The organism is Aquimarina sp. 2-A2, from assembly GCF_045505135.1.
GTDB lineage: Bacteria > Bacteroidota > Bacteroidia > Flavobacteriales > Flavobacteriaceae > Aquimarina > Aquimarina intermedia.
The window spans coordinates 365193-385398 of record NZ_JBJKFI010000001.1 but is presented as its reverse complement, the minus strand read 5'-3'; the positions used below and the strand labels follow the sequence as shown (position 1 = coordinate 385398).

The window sequence follows — 20206 nt, the reverse complement described above, 5'->3', positions numbered from 1 at the left end:
GGAAGCATACGTTAGATACATACATGATTACTATAATTAAATACATTTTGTTTACTGTCCCTTTTGTGGGAAGTTTATATATCCCTGTTGCAGCACAAGAAATTGAACCGCAACAGGAGGTAAATGTTGATGATTTAGGTAATGTGTCTGACGAGTTTCAGGAGCTTTTTTTTGAAGCTTTGACGCAAAAAGGTATTGAGAATTATGAAAAGGCGATCGATGCCTTAGAAAAGTGTATTGCAATAGATCCACAGGTAGAGGTGCTATATTTTGAACTGGGTAAGAACTACCTTGCTTTGAAACAATACGAATTAGCAAAGGTGAACTTTGAAAAAGCACTTGAGGATAAACCAAATAATCGATTTATTTTAGAGCAGTTATTCGAGGTGCATTTTGCATTGCATGATTATAAAGCTTCTATCGAAGTTGTAAGTCAGCTGGTTGGCTTTGATACCATGTATAGAGAGCAGTTGGTTAATTTGTATTTTTTGGATCAACGATATGATGACGCCTTGCAAACCTTAGATGAGGTCGTAGCAGAGTATGGCGAAGATCAGTATCGCAGAACCCTACGTAAGCGGATCACATTGAAACTTGATAATCCGATTACCCAAATTGCGCGTTTAGATAATAAAATTAAGGAAGAGCCCAAAAATGAACAACCTTATGTAAACTTGATTTATTTGTATAGTCAAGCGAATCAAAACAGGAAAGCTTTTGAGGTAGCCAAAGCCCTGTTGGCGCAAATCCCAACATCCGAAGTTGCTCATTTAGCATTGTACAAATTCTATCTAGATGATAATCAAACGGATTTGGCTGTAGCTTCGATGAAAATTGCACTTCAAAGTAGTACAATGGATAGCGACTCCAAATATAAAGTACTCAATGATTTTATAATTTTTGTAGGACGTAATCCCCAATTTGAGAAGCAACTTATTGAAGTAACTGAAGCATTTTCAAAAACAGACAGTTCCGGTAAAATTTTTAATGATATTGGGAATTTTTATTACGAGAAAGGGAAGAGGGAACTGGCGCTTAACTATTATGAACGCGGACTCAAAGATGCAGTCAATGATATAGGTCTTATACAACGAACCCTAGAACTTCAAATAGAACTAAAGAGATTTGAAAAAGCAAAATTCGGCAGCGAATTGGCCTTAGAATTGTATCCTACACAGCCAAAAATTTATCTACTCAATGCTCAAACCTTAATAGCGTTAAAAGCATATGATGAAGCTATAGAAACTTTAGAAACAGGATTGGATTATATTCTGGACAACGTAGTAATTGAATCTCAATTCTATACTATGATGAGTAAAGCATATCAAGCACTGGGTGATGCTAGTAAAGCAAAAGAGTTCGAGCAAAAAGCAACACAACTTCAAAATAAATCGTAGGTACACCATGATTCGATTCTTTATATGTTTAACTGCTATTTTAATTACCGCAAGTTCGTGTAAAAGTACGGCTGGTGCCGATGGAACTATCACTAAACGGCTGAAAGCAAAAAAAGTAATAAGTAATCATTATAATCAGGCATTTAATTTTAACACCTTACATGCAAGGGTTAAAGTGAATTATAAAGACGAAAAACAATCTGTGAGTCCTAATGTTACACTCCGCATGGAGCGGGACAAAACAATTTGGCTATCTGCAAAAATGTTGGGAATAACCTTGGCAAAGGTTATGATTACTCCGAGTAGGGTGCAATATTATGAGAAAATTAATAACACCTATTTTGACGGAGACTTTAAGATGCTCAGTAAATGGTTAGGAACAGATTTAGACTATAACAAAGTTCAACAACTTTTGTTAGGGCAATCACTTTTTGATTTGAAAAAGGAGCATTTTGAAGTAGCTATTGTCGACCAGGGATATCAGTTAAAGCCCAAAGAGGATTTAGAATTGTTTAATCGCTTATTCTTAATAGCGCCTCAAAACTTTAAAATGAAGTTACAGTTACTTGCACAGCCAGTGGAAAAGCGAGGGCTAAGTGTTTTGTACGAGACGTATCAAAAAGTGGGAAATCAGGATTTTCCAAAAGAGATTGTAATTAAAGCGACACAGGATCAAGAACAAACATTAATCAAATTAGACTATCGTTCTGTAGACTTTAATCCAAAAGTTAGTTTTCCCTTTTCCATACCCAAGGGATATGAAGAAATTACAGTAGAATGAAAGGTAACAACAATATACTTTTACTGGTACTGCTTATATGTTGTGGCATAAGTTTCTCACAGTCGTCACGGCAGCAACAATTAGAGGAGCAACGTCAACAATTGCGTCAGGAAATTGAGCAGATGAAAAAGCTGCGGACTGACACTAAGCTAAAGGAACGATCGCTATTGGATGAGGTTGAAGCCATCAATGCGCAAATAAGCACTAGAGAAAATCTGGTTCGTATCACTAATCAACAGGCAAATCTCTTGACACGCGAGATTAATGTAAATTTTAAAAAACTGGATGCTTTTCGGAAGGAGCTACAACATCTTAAAGAGGATTATGCAAAGATGATTGCCAAATCATATAAAAGCAATTCCCGTCAAAGCCGTATCATGTTTCTTTTGTCTTCTTCCAATTTTATGCAAGCCTACAAGCGTTTGCAATATATGAAGCAGTACAATAAGCACCGTAAAGAACAAGCAGATAATATTGTAAAACAAACAGAAGCACTCAAGATTCTTAATACGGATCTTGCAAATCAAAAAAAATCTAAGGAGCTTTTAGTTGTACAAAATCGAAAAGAACAAGAGAAGCTACTTAGCGAGAAGAAACAACAACAAGAACTCATGGCGACTATTCGTAAGAAGTCCGGAGTCTATTCCAAGCAAATTAAAAAGAAAGAACGACAGGCGAGTGCTATTGATAAGGCTATAGAAAAACTTATTAGAGAAGCGATAGCAAAAGCGAATAAAAAGGCAGGTAAAAAAGTAACAAATAAAGGTTCGGCAACTACTTTTGCGCTTACCGCAGAGGCCAAATTAGTGGCAGATAATTTTACAGCTAACAAGGGTAAGTTGCCTTGGCCGGTAGGTACGGGGAGAGTTACTAAGAAATTCGGACCACAGCCGCATCCAACACTTCCTAATATTAAAATTAATAGTAGCGGAGTAGAACTTGAAACGCGGGCAGGAGAGCGGGCAAGAGCCATTTTTGAAGGCGAAGTAATTGCGATACAGAAGTTGAGAGGTGCAGGTAGATTAGTGCAAATTCGTCATGGTAATTTTATTACCACTTATTATAATATTGAGAATATTACAGTAAAAGAAGGGGATCAGGTACGTACAAAACAAGAAATCGGGGAGGTGCGGGTGAATCCTGCTACCGGCAGAGCGATCATGAAATTTTTAATCTATCAAAATGCCAAACGTCTTAACCCACAACATTGGATTTATAGAATGTAATGATGTCAACACCAGAAATACAAGAAATACAAGAAAAACGGCTATTGGGCCGCTTATTACTTACAACACCGGGAGCTCCCGAGGTTCAGATGCATTGGAAAACCTTTGTAACTGATATAATTCAACATCTTGGCATAAAACCATCAGAGTTTTATGCGGTGCATGAGTACGATGCTGAGTTTTCTGAGACGGGAGTTTATAAAACCTGGGCTACGATACTTGATGATGTACAGTATAGCAAATTAAAAGATGTTAGTGAGGTAGTAATTGAAAAAGGACTTTATGCAATATTTACGCATCATGGTCCGACAAAAACATTCCATAGAACGCTCAGTTACATCCATAATGAGTGGTTACCAAGCTCAGGATATGTTATTGATGAAAGAAGGCATTTTGATTATATGGGTCCAAAATACTTGGGGCCTGAGAATCCGCTGTCCGAAGAACAGATATACATACCGATTAAAAAAGTTACTCCTCAATAGAGCAAGATTGAAATAAAACTAAACAAAGAGTGCTTTAAGTTCGGTGGCATCGTGGGGTTTCATTTTGCCGGCTAGTACGAGACTTAATTGTTTTCTTCTTAAGGCAGCATCAAAACGTTGTTTCTCAAGTTCAGTTTCTGGTTGGACAGGAGGCACCGGCACAGGCATACCACTTTCGTTAACGGCCACAAAGGTATATATAGCTTCGTTAGCCTTACTTTTATCTCCACTTTGACGGTCTTCTACCCAAACATCAATAATAACTTCCATAGAGCTTTTAAAAGCGCGAGATACTTTAGCTTCTACAGTCACGACACTCCCTAAGGGAATACTTTTATTAAATGCTACATGGTTTACAGAGGCTGTTACAACCAATCTTCTGGAGTGTCTGCCTGCAGCGATTCCTGCCGCACGATCCATACGTGCCAAAAGTTCACCTCCAAAAAGATTATTTAATCCATTCGTTTCTCCCGGTAAAACAAGGTCGGTTAATACAGTAAGTGATTCTGATGGGTGTCTGGCTTCCATAATGAGTGTTTAATTTTGAGCAAAGATACTCAGCAAACTTTGAATATGTCTAATTCGGTCAAAGTTTCGTAGTGCAACAATTCAAGGCACAGATTACTATAAATACATTAAACTGGATGGTTTATTGCTAAGTATTCTTCTTTATAAATATGAAGATTGTATATGTAATAAGAAACAGAGATATTTAATGAGAAATTCATTAAATGCTGATTACCATAAAATTATGAATTATTTAAGAAAAAATACTGATTACATGGCTTGAACAAGTAACCAAGCACGACGATCTTGCTTGTATTTGATCTTTTGTAAAGCTTGTAACGCCTCCATTCGATTCGAATAACTGCTATAAACTACCTGATGTAAGCCATATTTATTCTTACCAATAAGTCTTGGTTCAAAACCTTTAGCCTTGAGACGTCTCATTTTCTTCTTAGCATTTGCTTCGATTCTAAATGCTCCGGCAACGATATGATATTTACCATATAGTGCAGACGCTTCAGTAATGTCTTCATGTTCTTTGGCAATATTCAATGTTATAGCTGGTAGAGGACTTGAGATCTCAAAAGTAGCCTCTTGGATCATATTATTGATATCCTTTGCTGCTTCCTGACGTTGTGTATAGTTATAAGCCTCTACAGAACTATTGTGATAGGAAAGCCCCAGATATCCTGTTAAACCAAAGAGACCTACAATGATTGCTGCAGTTGCCGCATAATTAAGATAGGTACGTTGCGCACGTTTTTCAGGTGTAAAAGCAATGGGTGCTTTGGCCTCAATAAGTTCGGTTTCTTGTTTGTATACTTCGCGTGAAACTTCAACGTTTCTTTGGATTTGTGGTGAAATAAAAGTAGGTAAGCCAAAAGCTTCGGTAAGATAGTTTTCTTCGGTAGCCGGCTCAAACTGTAAAGTGTTTTCAACAGAACGAAACATGTGTCCGATCGCATTGAGAGTTACACGCTTACCTTGATTTAATTCTAAATTTAATGATGCAACAAATCGCTGAATAGCAGCAACTGCATCTGTGTATGAAATATTTTCGGCCGATGCGATATAGTTGGCTAAAAGCCCATCATTATTTTGTAACTGACTATTAAAAGAAATTGTTTTCTTAGGTGGCAAAAACGTATTCGAAGCACTCAATATTCTTGCTGATTCACGACGTGTTAAAAAGGCTCCGAATCCCGGAATTATTACACATTCGTATCGATATAATAATTCACTAATGTACTTTGAAGTATTCATTTCCCCGTTATAAATTATAGAATCAACAGTAATAGATGCTGCGATTGATTTGTGTTACTACGTTATATACTATCGATCATCATTTTTCATAAAATCGACGTACTCAAAGGTAAATAAAATTGTGAGTTGTTAAAAAGTAGAGGGTAAAATTTTATCAACAGATTTATATTTTTTGTTACTTGTACTGACTTAGACCAACTTACATGAATGACACAGAAAAATTAGCACTGCTAACGCTAAAAAAGATCCCCAATTTGGGGGATAGCTCTATCAAAAAACTGATCAGAACCGTTGGTTCTGCCGATACTGTTCTTAAATCCAAACCCTCAAATCTCTTAAAAATTGACGGTATTGGACGTGTCAAAATTAAAGAACTGCATAATACAGAACATCAACATGCAGCAGAAGCCGAATTACGATTCGTTGAAGAAAACAATCTTCAATTTTTAACTTATCAGGATCAAGACTATCCGGATAAATTAAAACATTGTCTGGATGGTCCGGTAATATTGTTTGGCAGAGGGACTATTGATTTGAAATCAAAAAAAATAGTAAGTGTTGTGGGAACGCGAAAGGTGACAAAGTATGGGGTTTCCTTTTGTGAAGAATTAATTGAAGCTATTGCACCCTTAAATCCGGTAATCATTTCTGGTTTTGCCTATGGCGTTGACATAACAGCACAACGCGCAGCTATAAAGCACGGCTTACAAACCGTGGGATGTCTGGCACATGGATTAAATCAAATGTATCCAAAAACACATGCAAAATATATCGAACAGGTTGAGGCTAATGGCGGTTTTTTCACTGATTTTTGGAGTACAGATGTTTTTGATCGTAATAATTTTTTAAGTCGCAATAGAATTATTGCCGGAATAAGCGAAGCTACCATAGTCATTGAGAGCGCAGATAAAGGAGGGTCTTTGGTAACCGCAGAAATTGCTAATTCTTATAATAGAGAGGTTTTTGCTGTTCCGGGAAGAACTACAGATGCATTAAGTCGTGGGTGTAATACGTTGATAAAAACACAACGGGCACACATGCTTACTTCACCGGCGGATTTACTATATATGCTAAACTGGGAGGCTAAAGAGGAAAACACCGCGGTGATACAAAAAGAGCTATTTGTCACCTTAGAGGGCGATGAAGAGCGCATTTATAATTTCTTGACTGCCCATGGCAAAACGGTTCTTGATAGTATTGCTTTGCAATGTAGTATACCCACCTATAAACTAGCCTCGCATTTACTATCCATGGAGCTAAAGGGGGTGATTAAGCCGTTACCGGGTAAATTGTTTGAAGCAGTATAACTATCATTTGTATGCGAAATAACGATCACAAATAACATACTGAAAATAGAGACATATATGAAAAATAAATGTTAGCCAAATAGTTGCTGCGAGAGAATTATTACAATAATCCGGCAACAACTTTTAGTCGTAAAATCTTTTTAACAGACGCCTCAACCTGAGCTTTGTACTCCGGATCCTTTTTAACTTCGTTTTGAATGGCCAGAATCGTTTTTTCCTCATCCTGTGGCATAAGAATCAAATCGCAACCCGCTTTTGAAGCTAATAAAGGAGCGTTGTCCAAAATGGTTACTGCTTTCATGATATTTAAAGCATCTGAAATAACGATACCTTTGAAGCCCATTTCCTCTTTTAGCAAGTCGGTCACAATTTTACGGGAACAACTTGCTGGCAAACCGTTGGTATCATAAGATTCGTTATTCTTTATGGTAATATGGGCAACCATTATAGAAAGTACCCCATCGGCTATGATTTTTTCGTAATTAGCCACTTCTTGTAAGGGGCCATCGATATAAACACTTTGTTTATGAGTATCCCCAGAAACTAATCCATGACCGGGAAAATGCTTAGCAGTGGCAATAATACCGCCATCCTGTGTTTTTTGTATAAATCTGTTGGCTAAAGCTATAACCTGTTCTTTGTCGCTTCCATAACTTCTTGATTTTATAGCCTCATTTGAAGTGCTCACATCCAAAACCGGTGCGTAGTTGTGATGCACACCAATCGCTTTTAATTCTTCATTAATGGTGACTACTACCTGATCGGACTGGGCTTCAGTTTTGATATTCACTGTCTTACCCACGTCCTTTGCACCTTTAATTCGGCTGCTTAGTAAGCTGGGTTCGGCATCCATACTATAAAGAAGCGCCGGAGTAGCATTCGCTTTAGCGATCTTATTCAAAGTTTGAATGTGTTGGGTATGATTTGCTTTGGTTCCTTTTAAAAAAACGACCCCTCCAATAGCTCCTTTTTTTGCTAGCTCATTCACCACAGCCTCGGGTTTGCCCAATTCTCCGGCAGATGTGATGATCATTTGTGCAATGCGTTCCTCCTCAGAAAGAGCATTATAAATTGTTACTACTTTTTGCTCTAGTTCTGTAGAATTCCCATAAAAATCACTCAGAGTATAGGGTGTCGATTGCGAATGGCTAAAATAAATGCTCGTAAGAAAAAGGAATAGCGTACTAAGTGATTTCATGTGTAATTTTTTTAGAAATTAGTTACTGCAATTGTTATACCATTTATAGAGCAATCGGTGCATTAGATAGTTGTCCCCATTCTGTCCAGGAACCATCATAAACTGAAGCTTTCTCATAGCCAGCCTTCTCAAAGGAAAATTTGAGAATACAAGCAGTAATTCCCGAGCCACAAGTGAATATAAGGTGCTTGTTGTCCAAATTTAGGGTATTAAGCACGGATTTGAGTGATACCTGATCAATAAATTTACCGTTTTTCAAAAGTTCGGTGTAAGGAATATTTATAGATCGAGGGATATGACCTCCTTTTAAATCTGCTCTTGGTTCTGGTTCGGTACCCGTAAAACGACCATGAGAGCGTGCATCGATGATAAGTTTGTGAGGATCATTAATTGCATTTAGAACCTCCTCTGCATTAACGACGAGCTCCGGTCTAAAATGTGCCTTGAAAGAACCTTGCTCTTTGTTTGTAGTGTGGTACTGATTGGTTGTACGCCGACCTGCCTGTAGCCAAGCGGGTAGACCACCGTTCAATATGGCTACATTATCAAATCCCATGATTTTAAAAAGAAACCAAGCCCTGGGACTTGAATATATCCCTTTATTGTCATAGACAACAACTTTACTGTTTTGAGAAATACCCAAAGTTCGACAGGCTATTTCAAACTCCTGAGGAGAAGGCACCATACTGGGTAGGGATGCGGATTGATCAGAAAAAACTTTTTTTAAATCAAAGAACTGAGCTTTTGGTAGGATCGCATAGTTCCCGTTGTTGTTTTCCGGAGCCGCTACATTTTTTATACTTGCGTCCAAAAGAATTAGGTGCGGGTCATCCAAATGTTGAGACAACCATACATCATCTACAAGTCCGGGAATTTTTTGAGTTGACGACATGCTCTGTAAAATTAGTTAGTCCAGTCGATCTGCTAATTTTTTAAAGATCTTTTTGGGCTCTTTATGATCATATAGTATCGCATATACAGCATCGATGATAGGAGTTTTGGCTCCTTTATCTGTATTTATTACGTAAGCGCTTTTTGTAGCGTAGTAACCTTCAGCAACCATACTCATTTCCATTTGTGCGCTTTTTACCGTATATCCTTTGCCTATCATATTCCCAAACATTCTATTGCGTGAAAAGACAGAGTAACCGGTTACCAAAAGATCTCCCAAATAGGCCGAGTTGTTAATGTTACGCTTCATATTATGCACCTTTTTGATAAAACGTTTCATCTCACGAATAGCATTGCTCATCAAAACACTTTGAAAATTATCCCCGTATCCTAAGCCATGAGCAATTCCTGCAGCGATCGCATAAATATTCTTAAGCATTGCGGCATATTCGGTACCAATAATATCATCACTAATTTTACAACTTATGTACTCACTGCTTAAATGTGCAGCGACAACTTTGGCCTTTTCCGCATCATTACATGCAATAGTCAGATAAGATAGGCGCTCTAATGCGACCTCTTCGGCATGACAAGGACCAGTAATTACCCCGATATTATCAAGAGGGATGTCATAAATTTCATTAAAATATTCACCTACGATCAGGCCGGTTTCCGGAACGATACCTTTAATAGCTGAAAAGATAATCTTATTTTCAAGAGATACATTTAGTTTTTTTAATTCTGTATGCAAAAAAGCTGATGGAATTGCGAAAATCACATAATCAGCTTCTTCGACAGCTTCATTAATATTATCAGTAAGTTTCAGCTGCTCATTTTTAAATTCAACCGAACTTAAATAGCTTGGATTATGTTGTTGTCGTTTTAAATGTTCGATTGCGTACACGCTACGCATATACCATCCTACAACTTCAACATTTTCGGTTAACATTTTGACAATAGCTGTAGCCCAACTACCCCCACCTATGACTGCAAATTTTGGTTTATCTTTCAATGGATTTTCTTTTTTCTTTTCTGGATTTCAAACCTAATGAATAAACTTTACATCGAAATCTATTATAACGCCAAAAATAAACAAAATAGAAATTAAATTAAACCTTTGATTAACAAAGTATTAAAAGTTTGGCATGTCTTTTGGTTCTCCTTTGCTATAATCTAAAATATAAGCTTATGAGACCATTACTATTACTTTTTGCTGGAATATCTGGCCTCTTTTTATTTAATGCATGTGTTGCTGAGGTAGTCGTTGAAGAAAACTATATCGAAGAGCCGCAACCTGTTTTTAATCTGGATGAATTGTTACAGTCTTATGAAATATGGTACGTAGATATCGAAAGAACCCAAGGAAAAGGAGAAGTGCCTTTTCTTCAAAAAGCGTTTACTGTTTCATTTAAAAATGGAACATTTTATGCTAATAATAATTTAGTTGGGATTGGAGACAATGGTGGAGGCTTCGGACTTGATGTAGGATTGTATGCGACATATCGTACCGAGGTGCAAATAGATCATGATCTGGACGGTGTGTATGATCTGGAAGTTATTCAGAAATCAGGAAATGAAATTGAGATTTATGATGCCGTTACCAACACCTCCTATTTTTTAGAAGGCTATCAACGAAGTACTTTTGACTATGAAAAAGTTTTCTACGACAACATTCATTACTTCTTGCATGAGTATAGCACTTGGGAAAAAGTTTTTACGAGTCAGTATGGTGCAATTAATGAATTTGACGAAGAGAATTATGTACAGTTTTTGCCCTTTGGATTGGGAGATAATTTTAGAAGCTCAAAAGATGCACCGGGGACACCTCGAAGTGAAATCTATTATGATTACGAGGGATACTATGAGGTGAATGATGTAGTGGATGATTTTTATCTGAAAACTTTAACACTGGATTACGATTATTTAGGCAATGAATTCTTTGAATTAACCGTTATCAATGATAACAAGATTCAATTATATCATCCCGCTTCGGGTACTGAGTATCGTTTTGTAGGAAGGGGATATGTTCAATTTAAAAATGCTGAAGGCAAAAGTAAACTTCAGAATAATAAGAAAAGAATGAAAAAATCTGAGTTTCTTAAAAAGAGCTCCGTGTTATAAAAATTTTTGGTTGGTTATTTAGTTAGAAATCGCTCTGCAAACTTGTTTTGTAAGAGCGATTTCTTTTTTAATTTAAAGGGAGTTATCTCAACATTCTTTACTTTTTAAAATAATATGTTAATTCCTTAAAATTTAAATCTTCTTTGTATTGAGAACCTCTCAAGAATATGTAATTTTATACAACCAAAAATCAAGATATGGCAATTCAAAAACCCTTTAATCTTAAACAGTGGATTGATGAAAACAGAGCACTGTTAAAACCTCCTGTAGGTAACAAAAATCTATATAAAGATGCAGGTGATTATATCGTAATGATTGTTGGAGGACCCAATGCACGTAAAGATTATCACTACAATGAAACCGAAGAACTTTTTTATCAGCTGGAAGGGACTATTGAAGTACATGTACAGGATGAAGGAGTAAAAAAGACAATGCAGTTAGGCCCCGGAGATATGTACTTGCATCCTGGCGGAGTACCACATTCACCGGTACGTCACGAAAATTCTATAGGGTTAGTGATCGAACGGAAGCGTTTGGACTTAGATGCCAAAGACGGCTTGCTTTGGTTTTGTGATATCTGTAATAATAAACTTCACGAAGTGTATTTTAAACTTACTGATATAGAGACAGATTTTTTAAAGCATTTTAAGCACTTCTATGAGAACAAGGAGCTGCGTACATGCAATAACTGCGGTAACGTTATGGCGGTGGACGAACGTTTTGTAGCACATGACTAACTATCAAATTTTATAAATTGAGATCAGTTAAACATCAATTTGACAATTTATTAGAAGCCTGTGATAAAAATAACTTAAAAACTGATTCAAAATCAGTCAGATTTTAAATTATGTTTTTAAGGACTTATATTTACATTTTACATAAAATAGCATAACATGACAATGATAGCAACAGACTTTGGAATTCAGGAAGCATTAAAGCAACTTGGAGTTTCAGCTACGAATAAAGGAACTTCTACAGGATCAGAATGGTTCGCATCGGGATCAGAATTCTCTTCAACCTCTCCGGTTGATGGTGAATTGATCGCAAAAGTAAGCGCGACCACAAAAGAGGATTATGAACGCGTTATTACAAAGGCAAGCAGCGCTTTTAAAGAATGGCGCGTAATGCCTGCTCCCTTACGCGGAGAGATAGTGCGTCAGTTTGGAGAAGAATTACGTCGATTAAAAGAACCCTTAGGTAAACTGGTTTCTTATGAAATGGGAAAATCCTATCAAGAAGGATTGGGTGAAGTTCAGGAAATGATCGATATATGTGATTTTGCAGTAGGATTGTCAAGGCAACTGCACGGACTCACTATGCATTCTGAGCGCCCTGGACATCGTATGTATGAGCAGTACCATCCTCTGGGAATCGTAGGTATTATTTCTGCTTTTAATTTTCCTGTAGCTGTATGGGCATGGAATACCGCTTTGGCTTGGGTTTGCGGAGATGTATGTATCTGGAAACCAAGTGAAAAGACACCTTTATGTGGTGTGGCTTGTCAAAATATTATTGCCAAAGTTTTAAAAGATAATAACTTACCAGAAGGCATATCCAATTTGATTAATGGGGATTATCAGGTGGGAGAATTCATGACTACTGATAAAAGAGTTCCATTAATCTCGGCAACCGGATCAACGCGTATGGGTAAGATTGTAGCTGCCACCGTTGGACAGCGATTAGGAAAATCCTTGTTGGAGTTGGGGGGTAATAACGCAATAATTGTAACCCCTGATGCGGATATTAAGATGACCGTTATAGGCGCTGTTTTTGGGGCTGTGGGTACCGCCGGTCAACGTTGTACCTCTACACGTCGTTTGATTATACACGAATCTATCTACGATAAAGTAAAGAATGCTGTTGTGGATGCATACAAACAATTGCGTATAGGAAATCCGCTTGACGAGAACAATCATGTAGGTCCGCTGATTGATAAAGATGCGGTCAAAGGATATGAAAGTGCATTGTCCAGAGTTGTTGAAGAAGGTGGTAAGATTGTGGTTGAGGGAGGCGTGCTTTCTGGCGAAGGATATGAAAGTGGTTGCTATGTGAAACCAGCTATTGCTGAAGCCGAGAATTCTTTTGAAATCGTACAACACGAGACATTTGCACCTGTATTATATTTACTAAAGTATTCAGGTGATGTAGAAAACGCAATTGATGTGCAGAACGGAGTCGCACAAGGGTTATCCTCTGCAATCATGACCAATAATCTTAGAGAAGCCGAACGTTTCCTATCTCATACAGGATCTGATTGCGGAATAGCAAATGTGAATATCGGAACCTCAGGAGCTGAGATCGGTGGTGCGTTTGGAGGTGAAAAAGATACCGGTGGCGGACGAGAATCCGGTTCTGATGCTTGGAAGGTATATATGAGAAGACAAACCAATACCATAAATTATACAACCGAGTTACCGCTAGCGCAAGGTATCAAGTTCGACTTGTAATAATAAATGAGCGCCAGTAACGTCTGGAAAGCTTTAAAAAAACCTGTAAAGTCAAACTTTACAGGTTTTTTTTGTATCCTGCCGGTTTTTATACGGGTTTTCTAATTTCTATGAAAAGCAAGGTTGATGATAGACAATGTTATTTCAGCGAAGTTTATTTTATTGCCCTAAAGACCGTTTTTTTATTACGGTTTTACCGCAATTAACATTTCGTTAAGTGCTAATACAATAGTAGTTTGATAAGAAAAACATCCTGTTTCGTAAGAGTTATAGTTAATAACTATAGTATATAATTTTGATTATCAATGGTTTGATTAAGACCAAGTGCAGTTCGTATATAAAATGAAGTGAAGAAGTTTATCGTTGCTTTTAATACAATAGAGTTCAGGAGTTTTAGTAGTAAAAACTAAAAAAAATCAGTTAGTTTTGCAGAATTCACACAAATTAACTTAAACTATGCATTTATCATTACTCTCTACAAAGAGCAATGTTTGTGTCTTTTTATTATTGTTGTTAGGATATACAACAACTGCACAAACATTAAAAACAGAAGCGGATCCACAACCGACACCGCGGGGTCATCAACTTTATAAGCAGTCAAAACTGTACGACAATACTACCGGAGCTATTGAAGGTGCTCCAAAAGCTGTAGGGGACAAAGCATTGGAGCGTATGGAATACGAGTTCAATAGACTAAAAGATCCGTACACGGGACAGCTTCCACTAGAAATTAGAGGCTTGGAACTTGATTTTTCCAAAAACATTACCGCAGGAGATGATCTACAAAAATCTGCAGCTACAAAATCTTCTAGAGGAATACAATTCTCATATTGGAAAAATAGAGGACCTTACAATGTTGGGGGTAGAACACGCGCTTTGGCAATTGACGCCACTAACGAAAATGTTATTTTAGCAGGGGGAGTTTCCGGAGGATTATGGCGTTCAGAAAATTCTGGTCAAACCTGGAGAAAAGTGACTACCAGACGTCAGTCACCAAGTATTACTTGTATCGTGCAAGATCCAAGACCAGGTAAGCAAAATATTTGGTATTACGGATCTGGAGAGCGTTTTGGAAATTCTGCGAGTGCAGGAGGAGCTTTTTATACAGGGACAGGGGTCTATAAATCTGTAAATGGTGGAAGAACCTGGAAATTATTGAGCGCGACAGATGACGGGGATATTCGTGCAATAGCTCCTTTTGATTTAATCAATTCTATTGCAATTAATCCAACAAATGGGGATGTATACGTTGCTACATTTAATGGAATTTTTAGATCTCAGGATGAAGGTAATTCTTTCGAAGAAGTTCTTGAAGGAGGATTTGATAGTACCTCAGAAGTTACAGTTACTTCAGAAGGGACAATCTATGCAACCATTGCATCAAACGGAGTGCCTAATGCAGGATTCTTCACATCTACTGATGGAAATACATGGACAGACATTACACCACAAGCAATTGTTGGCTCTCTAGGGAGAACAGTAATGGGAATTGATCCAATGCACGAAAATATGGTTTATTTCTTTTCGCAAAATGTAGCGGGAGGTACGCCGGCATTTTTATACAAATACAATGCACTCAACGAGGGTACAGCGACCGCGTGGACTGATCTTACGGCAAATTTACCTGTAACGATTGGCGGATCGGTTGGAAACCTGAACCTACAAGGAGGCTATAATATGGTTGTCAAAGTACATCCGGGTAATTGCAATTATGTTTTTGTCGGAGGAACTAACATTTATCGCTCAGAAACAGGATTTACTACGCCTGCGGGACAAGAATCTTGGATAGCGGGGTACTCACCTCTTAATAATGTGAGTGTTTATACCGATCAACACCCAGATCAACACGAATTACTATTTTATCCTTCGAACCCGAACAAAGCATTATCCGGTAATGACGGAGGTGTTTTTATAACTGAAGATATTACTGCAGAAAATCCTGGAGCAGAACCGGTGGACTGGATCTCACTTAATAATGGTTATGTGACTACGCAGCCATACGCCGTATCATTTGATCCAGAAGCTAATTCTGATGATTTACTTGCAGGATTTCAGGATAACGGTACGTGGTTTACGTCATCGACCTCAAGTGTTGAACCTTGGATAGAAGATTTTGGTGGTGACGGTTCGTATAATGCTATTGCCGATGGTGGATTAACGCGTTATGTTTCTTCACAAAATGGAAATATCTACAGATTTAACTTTGATGAAGCAGGTGCATTTGTTTCTTTTAGCAGAGTTCGACCTGCAGGTGCAAACAACTTGTCATTTATCACGCCATTTATCTTAGATCCAAATAATGATAATATAATGTATTTACCGGCTGGTAACAGAATTTGGAGAAATAACAATTTGGATGAATTACCCTTGTTTTCTAATGCTTTAGCAACAGTGAATTGGGTTGATTTACCAAAAACCGATTCCCCGGCGGGAACCTCAATAACAGCCTTAGCTATTTCCAAGTATCCGGTTGCCAATCGCTTGTACTACGGTACCAATGCTGGTAACATTTACAGATTGGATAACGCAAACATTGATGATCAGGAGCCTGTCGATATTTCTACAGGTAAAGGATTGCCTCCCGGTTTTGTTAATGATATTGCAGTAGATCCTTCAAATACGGACCGTGTTATTGTAACTTTTTCCAATTATAGAATTCAGAGTATATTCCTTACAGACGATGCAGGAGAAACCTGGACAAACATTAGTGGAAATTTAGAAGAAAACCCTGATGGTTCGGGTAACGGACCTTCTGTACGAAGCACTGCCTTTTTTGGAAGCAGTACAGGATACTTTGGAGCTAATTTTCAACGATTATTCACGGCTACGAGTACTGGTCTGTATTATGCAAACAGAATTAATGGCGAGCGTACACGATGGTTCAAGGAACCTTTTGCTATCGGCAACGCAGTTACCGATCAAGTGAAAGTAAGAAAAGATGGGTTTATAGCCGTTGCAGCGCATGGTAATGGATTGTTCAGCGCACGTTTTCCTATGATTTTTAATCCGCTGCCTGAGTCAGAATTGAGTGTTGCGTATTTACTTGATGATTTAATCATTGATGAGAACAGTGAACCGACAGAAATTAACATAGAAGGTTTATTCGAACAAACAGCAGGAAACTCAATTTCAATTGAAGTAACAAATTCAAACCCCGAACTGGTAACTGCAGTCTTGAAAGGTGATCTTTTAACCTTAACATATGCTCCTGATAGTTTAGGTAAGGCAGCAATTGGTCTTATCGCAACCTCTGGTGATGAACAAGTGGCTGAAGGATTTTCGGTTACGATTACAGAGCCGGCTATCTACGAACAAATTGAACCGGCCGTTTCTTCATTGCCTTCTCAGTTTTTTACAGATTTTGGAGGGTTGGCACAATCTGCAGATGACTTTAATGTTCCTGACGGATACGTTTGGAACATCGAAAAGATCCTTGCTTTCGGTAGCGGAAATAACGCTCCTTTACTTACGAGTGCAACAGTTGTAATCTATGCTGACAATGCAGGTGCACCGGGTGAAGAAATTTATAATAGTGGCGAGATCACACCAACGTCAGAGGCTACAGATACTAATTTAACACTGCAATTACCAGCAGAGGTAAATCTGGAAAGCGGATCCTATTGGCTGTCTGTGTACACGAACCTAGCATTTAGTCCCGATCAAACGCAGTGGTTCTGGGCTTCACAAGCAGGAGGAGTTGGATTAGAGCCACAATTTAAGGACAGCATTAATTTGTTTGGCACAGGAGCTACGGACTGGACACCAGTATCCATCGCATTGGCAAGAGAACCCTTGGATCAGATATTTCAGATTTTTGGTTCTGTTACCTCAACAGCTACGACTCCGGAAACTCAAGAAGCTGCACCTGAAACACTAGCTGTTATTGGAAGCGAGATAACACCCTTAGTATATCCAAACCCATCTTCTGATCGTTTCGTTTTTAATTTTAAAACACTAAAAGCTAAACAAAATGTTTCTTTAGAAATTTTTGATATTTCAGGAAGAACCGTGTTTGCCAATGACAATATTGATGCGAATGCTTCAGTAGAGTGGAATGCCGGATCACGTCCTGCAGGATTCTATTTTGTAAAGATAAAAGGTCAATCTATAAACAGAAGTTTTAAGATTATCAAAAAATAAATTTTAGTTTAGAGGGTTACTAGGATAGTAACCCTCTTTTTATTTTAAAACATATGAAAACCCTAATTTATTGTTGTTTCTTTTTGTCTTTGTGGGCTTGTAAGTCACAGGAACCCTCTCAAGAGATAAAAAAACCTGTGGTAACGGATACCACACCCAAAAAACCACAATATTCCGGGGAATCACAAACCATGGATCCAAATACCGTTTTAGTACGAGCAAAAGAAATTAGCTTTCATTCTAATGAAGTTCTCTTATGTGGAACGGCTTATAATCATACGCTCGTTGTAAAAATTGAGAAAATTGAAGGTTCAGGATCGTCTTTAATAAATATGATTTCCAAAGATCAAGTTTTGACCCTCGGAGTATCAAAGGTTGTAAGTGAACAGTATCAATTGCAAAGAACCCAAGAAAATTTTGATACCCTCATTTTAAAACTTAGAGAGAAACCTTGTCCTGATATGACGGCTACTATTTATGAGGTGTTTTCGGTTAAGTTTCAATAGGGAGCTCGATCAAAAAAATTTAGTTTCTTCCTTGTTCATCAGGATATAACGTATAGACAGGATCAGATTGCCACCATTCTTTACTGTCAATATCCATTGCTGTAATGCTACCTTTAAAAGCAGCTCCAGTATCAACATTCCAAACATTAGCTGCCTGAATAGGTGTAGTTTTATCAATTTTTGTTACTGGTGTATGTCCGATAAAAATCTCATCAAAATGTTGCAGGCGCTTTGGATATAATAAACTGTCTTTTGATAAATTTGGGTTAAGTGCAATGGCTAATTCCCAAAGTGTACGATCCCAGTAATACATCTTTTCAAAATATTCGCTCTCAGGACCGTGTTGATTGGTAAACCCGGCATGAATGAACAAGCGATTGGATGTATCGATGTAATAGTTTTTTAGGTTTTTGAAAAATGCTACATGTGTTTCTAACTGAGAAATGTTGGATGAGGTATAAGACTTTATTGTTGATTCGCCACCATTTGCAGACCATTCAGGTAATACTTCTTTTGAAAGTAACCATTGATAACATAGCTGATCGTGATTTCCTCTTATAAAAGTACACGTATATTCTTCTTGCAACGCTATTAAATAAGTGATTACCTCAACACTTTCGCTCCATCCATCTACGTAATCTCCAAGAAATATAAAGTGGTCTTCCGAAGTAGGATTCAGTTTTTCAAATAATTGAGTAATAGCTCTAAAGCCTCCATGAATATCACCTATGACAATTGTTCTCATACTATTTTAGTTATATCGTACTTTCCGCAAGATGCGGATACTTTCTTTGTATAAACTGTACACTTGTTTACTGTATTTTTTTATGTGGGGCTTGGCTTCTTCGAGTTTTTCTTTGGCCTCTTCAAAGCCGTTAAAATAACAGATTAGATAGGTTGCAGGCAAATTCAGAAGATCCGATTGTTCATGCTGAGATAATGAGGTGTTTGATTTTAATTTATCAATCAAGACATTATTACTGTTATAAAGATGATATAATATTTTTTTGTCAAATTGGGGAGGTTCAAACAAGAGTTTTCTTTCGATATCATAATGTGCATTGTCCCTAAAAATAATGCTGACTTCTTCCAAAGGATAGTATTTAAAGCTTTTATTCAATCCTAACTGTACATATTCAATAATTCTAAATTCATCTTCAGAAATTGTAATGCTTACCTCATCAAGTTCAGAATAAAATAACTTTACCTGTTCGTTAATCAGCGCAATATCAACTCGCGAATAATAGGTGGTTTTCTCAGTTTCATGTGCTTTTCCCGCCCAGCAGACCACAAAATACTCTTTAAACACTTTGTATTGCGGATTGTAATCTCGTCGAAATTTCAGAAAATCAAAAACGCCATCCAGGGTGAGTTCAATATTATTCTGGGCGTTATTCTCAATAGCAGCTACAATTTGAGAATTCATATCTTTGATTTCAATGTCAAAAACCTTGGGCATACTAATACTGCCTTCTCTAAAAAAGACGGTACCTCCATAATATTTCCAGATATTCTTTCTTAAGGCACAAAGTTTTCCTTTTTGTGATCTTATAGAAACTAAGCCCACTACTTTATCTTCCGGTAAATGCGGAAAGGGAATATTCTCATATGCTACCAATGGCGGATTCTCGAGATATGCATTAACTAAATTTTGAATCTTACTATCATCAAAAAAATCAACACCAGAGATGGTGTTGTCCTCATCTTCAACCCCAATAACAATATAGGAGGTATTCTCTGGATTAGAATTGGCCAGTGCACATATATGTTTTAAAAACTTTGCTTTCCCCTCACGCTCTCCGATATTAAGCAAGCGTTTTTTGTCATAAAAACTATTTTCATCATTATGAGCTAATAGATGCTTTACTAAAAGTCGTTTGTTAATCACGGGAAATTAATTTGGGGTTACTATTATCTGGGTTACGCTTTTTTCAAGT

17 protein-coding genes are annotated in these 20206 nt (G+C 37.5%); 10 read left to right on the top strand and 7 right to left on the bottom strand.

Translation table 11 applies throughout. The features are described 5' to 3' along the window. The first annotated feature begins 23 nt into the window (after positions 1 to 23). From ACJRPK_RS01750 to ACJRPK_RS01735, 4 genes are read left to right on the top strand one after another with little or no spacing between them, the layout of a single operon-like run. Entirely contained in the window at positions 24 to 1397 is a 1374-nt protein-coding gene (locus tag ACJRPK_RS01750) for a tetratricopeptide repeat protein (protein WP_407138154.1), read from the top strand. A gap of 7 nt (positions 1398 to 1404) precedes the next feature. Then, positions 1405 to 2178 (top strand): DUF4292 domain-containing protein, encoded by a 774-nt coding sequence (locus tag ACJRPK_RS01745; protein ID WP_407138153.1) that lies wholly within the window; start codon positions 1405 to 1407, stop codon positions 2176 to 2178. Continuing rightward, positions 2175 to 3404, top strand: coding sequence for a murein hydrolase activator EnvC family protein (locus ACJRPK_RS01740; protein ID WP_407138152.1), 1230 nt, complete (start codon positions 2175 to 2177; stop codon positions 3402 to 3404). Before ACJRPK_RS01745 ends, ACJRPK_RS01740 begins: the two co-directional genes overlap by 4 nt. Positions 3405 to 3406: 2 nt before the next feature. Beyond that, on the top strand, positions 3407 to 3889 hold the full coding sequence (locus tag ACJRPK_RS01735; RefSeq protein WP_407138151.1) for a GyrI-like domain-containing protein: 483 nt from the start codon (positions 3407 to 3409) through the stop codon (positions 3887 to 3889). Positions 3890 to 3907: 18 nt separating this feature from the next. Here ACJRPK_RS01735 and ACJRPK_RS01730 read toward each other — a convergent pair whose 3' ends face one another. Together ACJRPK_RS01730 and ACJRPK_RS01725 are read right to left on the bottom strand one after the other, a co-directional pair. Next, positions 3908 to 4417, bottom strand: a complete 510-nt coding sequence (locus ACJRPK_RS01730) for an acyl-CoA thioesterase (protein WP_148781891.1) — start codon at positions 4415 to 4417, stop codon at positions 3908 to 3910. Between the two features lie 249 nt (positions 4418 to 4666). Continuing rightward, a complete protein-coding gene (locus ACJRPK_RS01725; RefSeq protein ID WP_407138150.1) occupies positions 4667 to 5659 on the bottom strand; it encodes an SPOR domain-containing protein in 993 nt (330 codons plus the stop codon). Between the two features lie 203 nt (positions 5660 to 5862). Here ACJRPK_RS01725 and dprA point away from each other — a divergent pair, with 203 nt between their 5' ends. After that, positions 5863 to 6966 carry a DNA-processing protein DprA gene (gene dprA / locus ACJRPK_RS01720; RefSeq protein WP_407138149.1) on the top strand — a complete coding sequence of 368 codons (1104 nt, stop codon included), beginning with the start codon at positions 5863 to 5865 and terminating at the stop codon, positions 6964 to 6966. A gap of 100 nt (positions 6967 to 7066) precedes the next feature. Here dprA and ACJRPK_RS01715 read toward each other — a convergent pair whose 3' ends face one another. The 3 genes from ACJRPK_RS01715 to ACJRPK_RS01705 are packed head-to-tail and all read right to left on the bottom strand — an operon-like array spanning position 7067 to position 10067. After that, entirely contained in the window at positions 7067 to 8164 is a 1098-nt protein-coding gene (locus tag ACJRPK_RS01715) for a glycoside hydrolase family 3 N-terminal domain-containing protein (RefSeq protein WP_407138148.1), read from the bottom strand. Between the two features lie 43 nt (positions 8165 to 8207). Further along, positions 8208 to 9056 (bottom strand): sulfurtransferase, encoded by an 849-nt coding sequence (locus ACJRPK_RS01710; protein ID WP_407138147.1) that lies wholly within the window; start codon positions 9054 to 9056, stop codon positions 8208 to 8210. Positions 9057 to 9071: 15 nt separating this feature from the next. Then, a complete protein-coding gene (locus ACJRPK_RS01705; protein ID WP_148781886.1) occupies positions 9072 to 10067 on the bottom strand; it encodes an NAD(P)H-dependent glycerol-3-phosphate dehydrogenase in 996 nt (331 codons plus the stop codon). A gap of 176 nt (positions 10068 to 10243) precedes the next feature. Between ACJRPK_RS01705 and ACJRPK_RS01700 the strand changes: the two genes are divergently transcribed. From ACJRPK_RS01700 to ACJRPK_RS01680, 5 genes are all read left to right on the top strand, one after another. Beyond that, a complete protein-coding gene (locus ACJRPK_RS01700) occupies positions 10244 to 11176 on the top strand; it encodes a nicotinic acid mononucleotide adenyltransferase (protein ID WP_407138146.1) in 933 nt (310 codons plus the stop codon). Between the two features lie 197 nt (positions 11177 to 11373). Next, positions 11374 to 11913: a 3-hydroxyanthranilate 3,4-dioxygenase gene (locus tag ACJRPK_RS01695; protein ID WP_407138145.1), complete on the top strand. Its 540-nt coding sequence runs from the start codon at positions 11374 to 11376 to the stop codon at positions 11911 to 11913. 156 nt (positions 11914 to 12069) lie between these two features. Next, positions 12070 to 13623 carry an aldehyde dehydrogenase family protein gene (locus ACJRPK_RS01690; RefSeq protein ID WP_407138144.1) on the top strand — a complete coding sequence of 518 codons (1554 nt, stop codon included), beginning with the start codon at positions 12070 to 12072 and terminating at the stop codon, positions 13621 to 13623. 456 nt (positions 13624 to 14079) lie between these two features. After that, positions 14080 to 17763, top strand: coding sequence for a T9SS type A sorting domain-containing protein (locus ACJRPK_RS01685; RefSeq protein ID WP_407138143.1), 3684 nt, complete (start codon positions 14080 to 14082; stop codon positions 17761 to 17763). Between the two features lie 53 nt (positions 17764 to 17816). Beyond that, positions 17817 to 18269 carry a hypothetical protein gene (locus ACJRPK_RS01680; protein WP_407138142.1) on the top strand — a complete coding sequence of 151 codons (453 nt, stop codon included), beginning with the start codon at positions 17817 to 17819 and terminating at the stop codon, positions 18267 to 18269. Positions 18270 to 18288: 19 nt separating this feature from the next. Here ACJRPK_RS01680 and ACJRPK_RS01675 read toward each other — a convergent pair whose 3' ends face one another. Both ACJRPK_RS01675 and ACJRPK_RS01670 read right to left on the bottom strand, forming a co-directional pair. Then, complete coding sequence (locus ACJRPK_RS01675) at positions 18289 to 19014, bottom strand: metallophosphoesterase family protein (RefSeq protein ID WP_407138141.1); 726 nt, start codon at positions 19012 to 19014, stop codon at positions 18289 to 18291. 6 nt (positions 19015 to 19020) lie between these two features. Further along, positions 19021 to 20157 carry an ATP-binding protein gene (locus tag ACJRPK_RS01670; protein ID WP_407138140.1) on the bottom strand — a complete coding sequence of 379 codons (1137 nt, stop codon included), beginning with the start codon at positions 20155 to 20157 and terminating at the stop codon, positions 19021 to 19023. Between the last annotated feature and the right edge of the window lie 49 nt (positions 20158 to 20206).

Excerpts from the sequence above, each read along its gene's own strand:
- ACJRPK_RS01750 (WP_407138154.1), top strand. The coding sequence starts at position 24 with ATGATTACTATAATTAAATACATTTTGTTTACTGTCCCTTTTGTGGGA.
- ACJRPK_RS01745 (WP_407138153.1), top strand. The coding sequence starts at position 1,405 with ATGATTCGATTCTTTATATGTTTAACTGCTATTTTAATTACCGCAAGT.
- ACJRPK_RS01740 (WP_407138152.1), top strand. The coding sequence starts at position 2,175 with ATGAAAGGTAACAACAATATACTTTTACTGGTACTGCTTATATGTTGT.
- ACJRPK_RS01735 (WP_407138151.1), top strand. The coding sequence starts at position 3,407 with ATGTCAACACCAGAAATACAAGAAATACAAGAAAAACGGCTATTGGGC.
- ACJRPK_RS01730 (WP_148781891.1), bottom strand. The coding sequence starts at position 4,417 with ATGGAAGCCAGACACCCATCAGAATCACTTACTGTATTAACCGACCTT.
- ACJRPK_RS01725 (WP_407138150.1), bottom strand. The coding sequence starts at position 5,659 with ATGAATACTTCAAAGTACATTAGTGAATTATTATATCGATACGAATGT.
- dprA (WP_407138149.1), top strand. The coding sequence starts at position 5,863 with ATGAATGACACAGAAAAATTAGCACTGCTAACGCTAAAAAAGATCCCC.
- ACJRPK_RS01715 (WP_407138148.1), bottom strand. The coding sequence starts at position 8,164 with ATGAAATCACTTAGTACGCTATTCCTTTTTCTTACGAGCATTTATTTT.
- ACJRPK_RS01710 (WP_407138147.1), bottom strand. The coding sequence starts at position 9,056 with ATGTCGTCAACTCAAAAAATTCCCGGACTTGTAGATGATGTATGGTTG.
- ACJRPK_RS01700 (WP_407138146.1), top strand. The coding sequence starts at position 10,244 with ATGAGACCATTACTATTACTTTTTGCTGGAATATCTGGCCTCTTTTTA.
- ACJRPK_RS01695 (WP_407138145.1), top strand. The coding sequence starts at position 11,374 with ATGGCAATTCAAAAACCCTTTAATCTTAAACAGTGGATTGATGAAAAC.
- ACJRPK_RS01690 (WP_407138144.1), top strand. The coding sequence starts at position 12,070 with ATGACAATGATAGCAACAGACTTTGGAATTCAGGAAGCATTAAAGCAA.
- ACJRPK_RS01685 (WP_407138143.1), top strand. The coding sequence starts at position 14,080 with ATGCATTTATCATTACTCTCTACAAAGAGCAATGTTTGTGTCTTTTTA.
- ACJRPK_RS01680 (WP_407138142.1), top strand. The coding sequence starts at position 17,817 with ATGAAAACCCTAATTTATTGTTGTTTCTTTTTGTCTTTGTGGGCTTGT.
- ACJRPK_RS01675 (WP_407138141.1), bottom strand. The coding sequence starts at position 19,014 with ATGAGAACAATTGTCATAGGTGATATTCATGGAGGCTTTAGAGCTATT.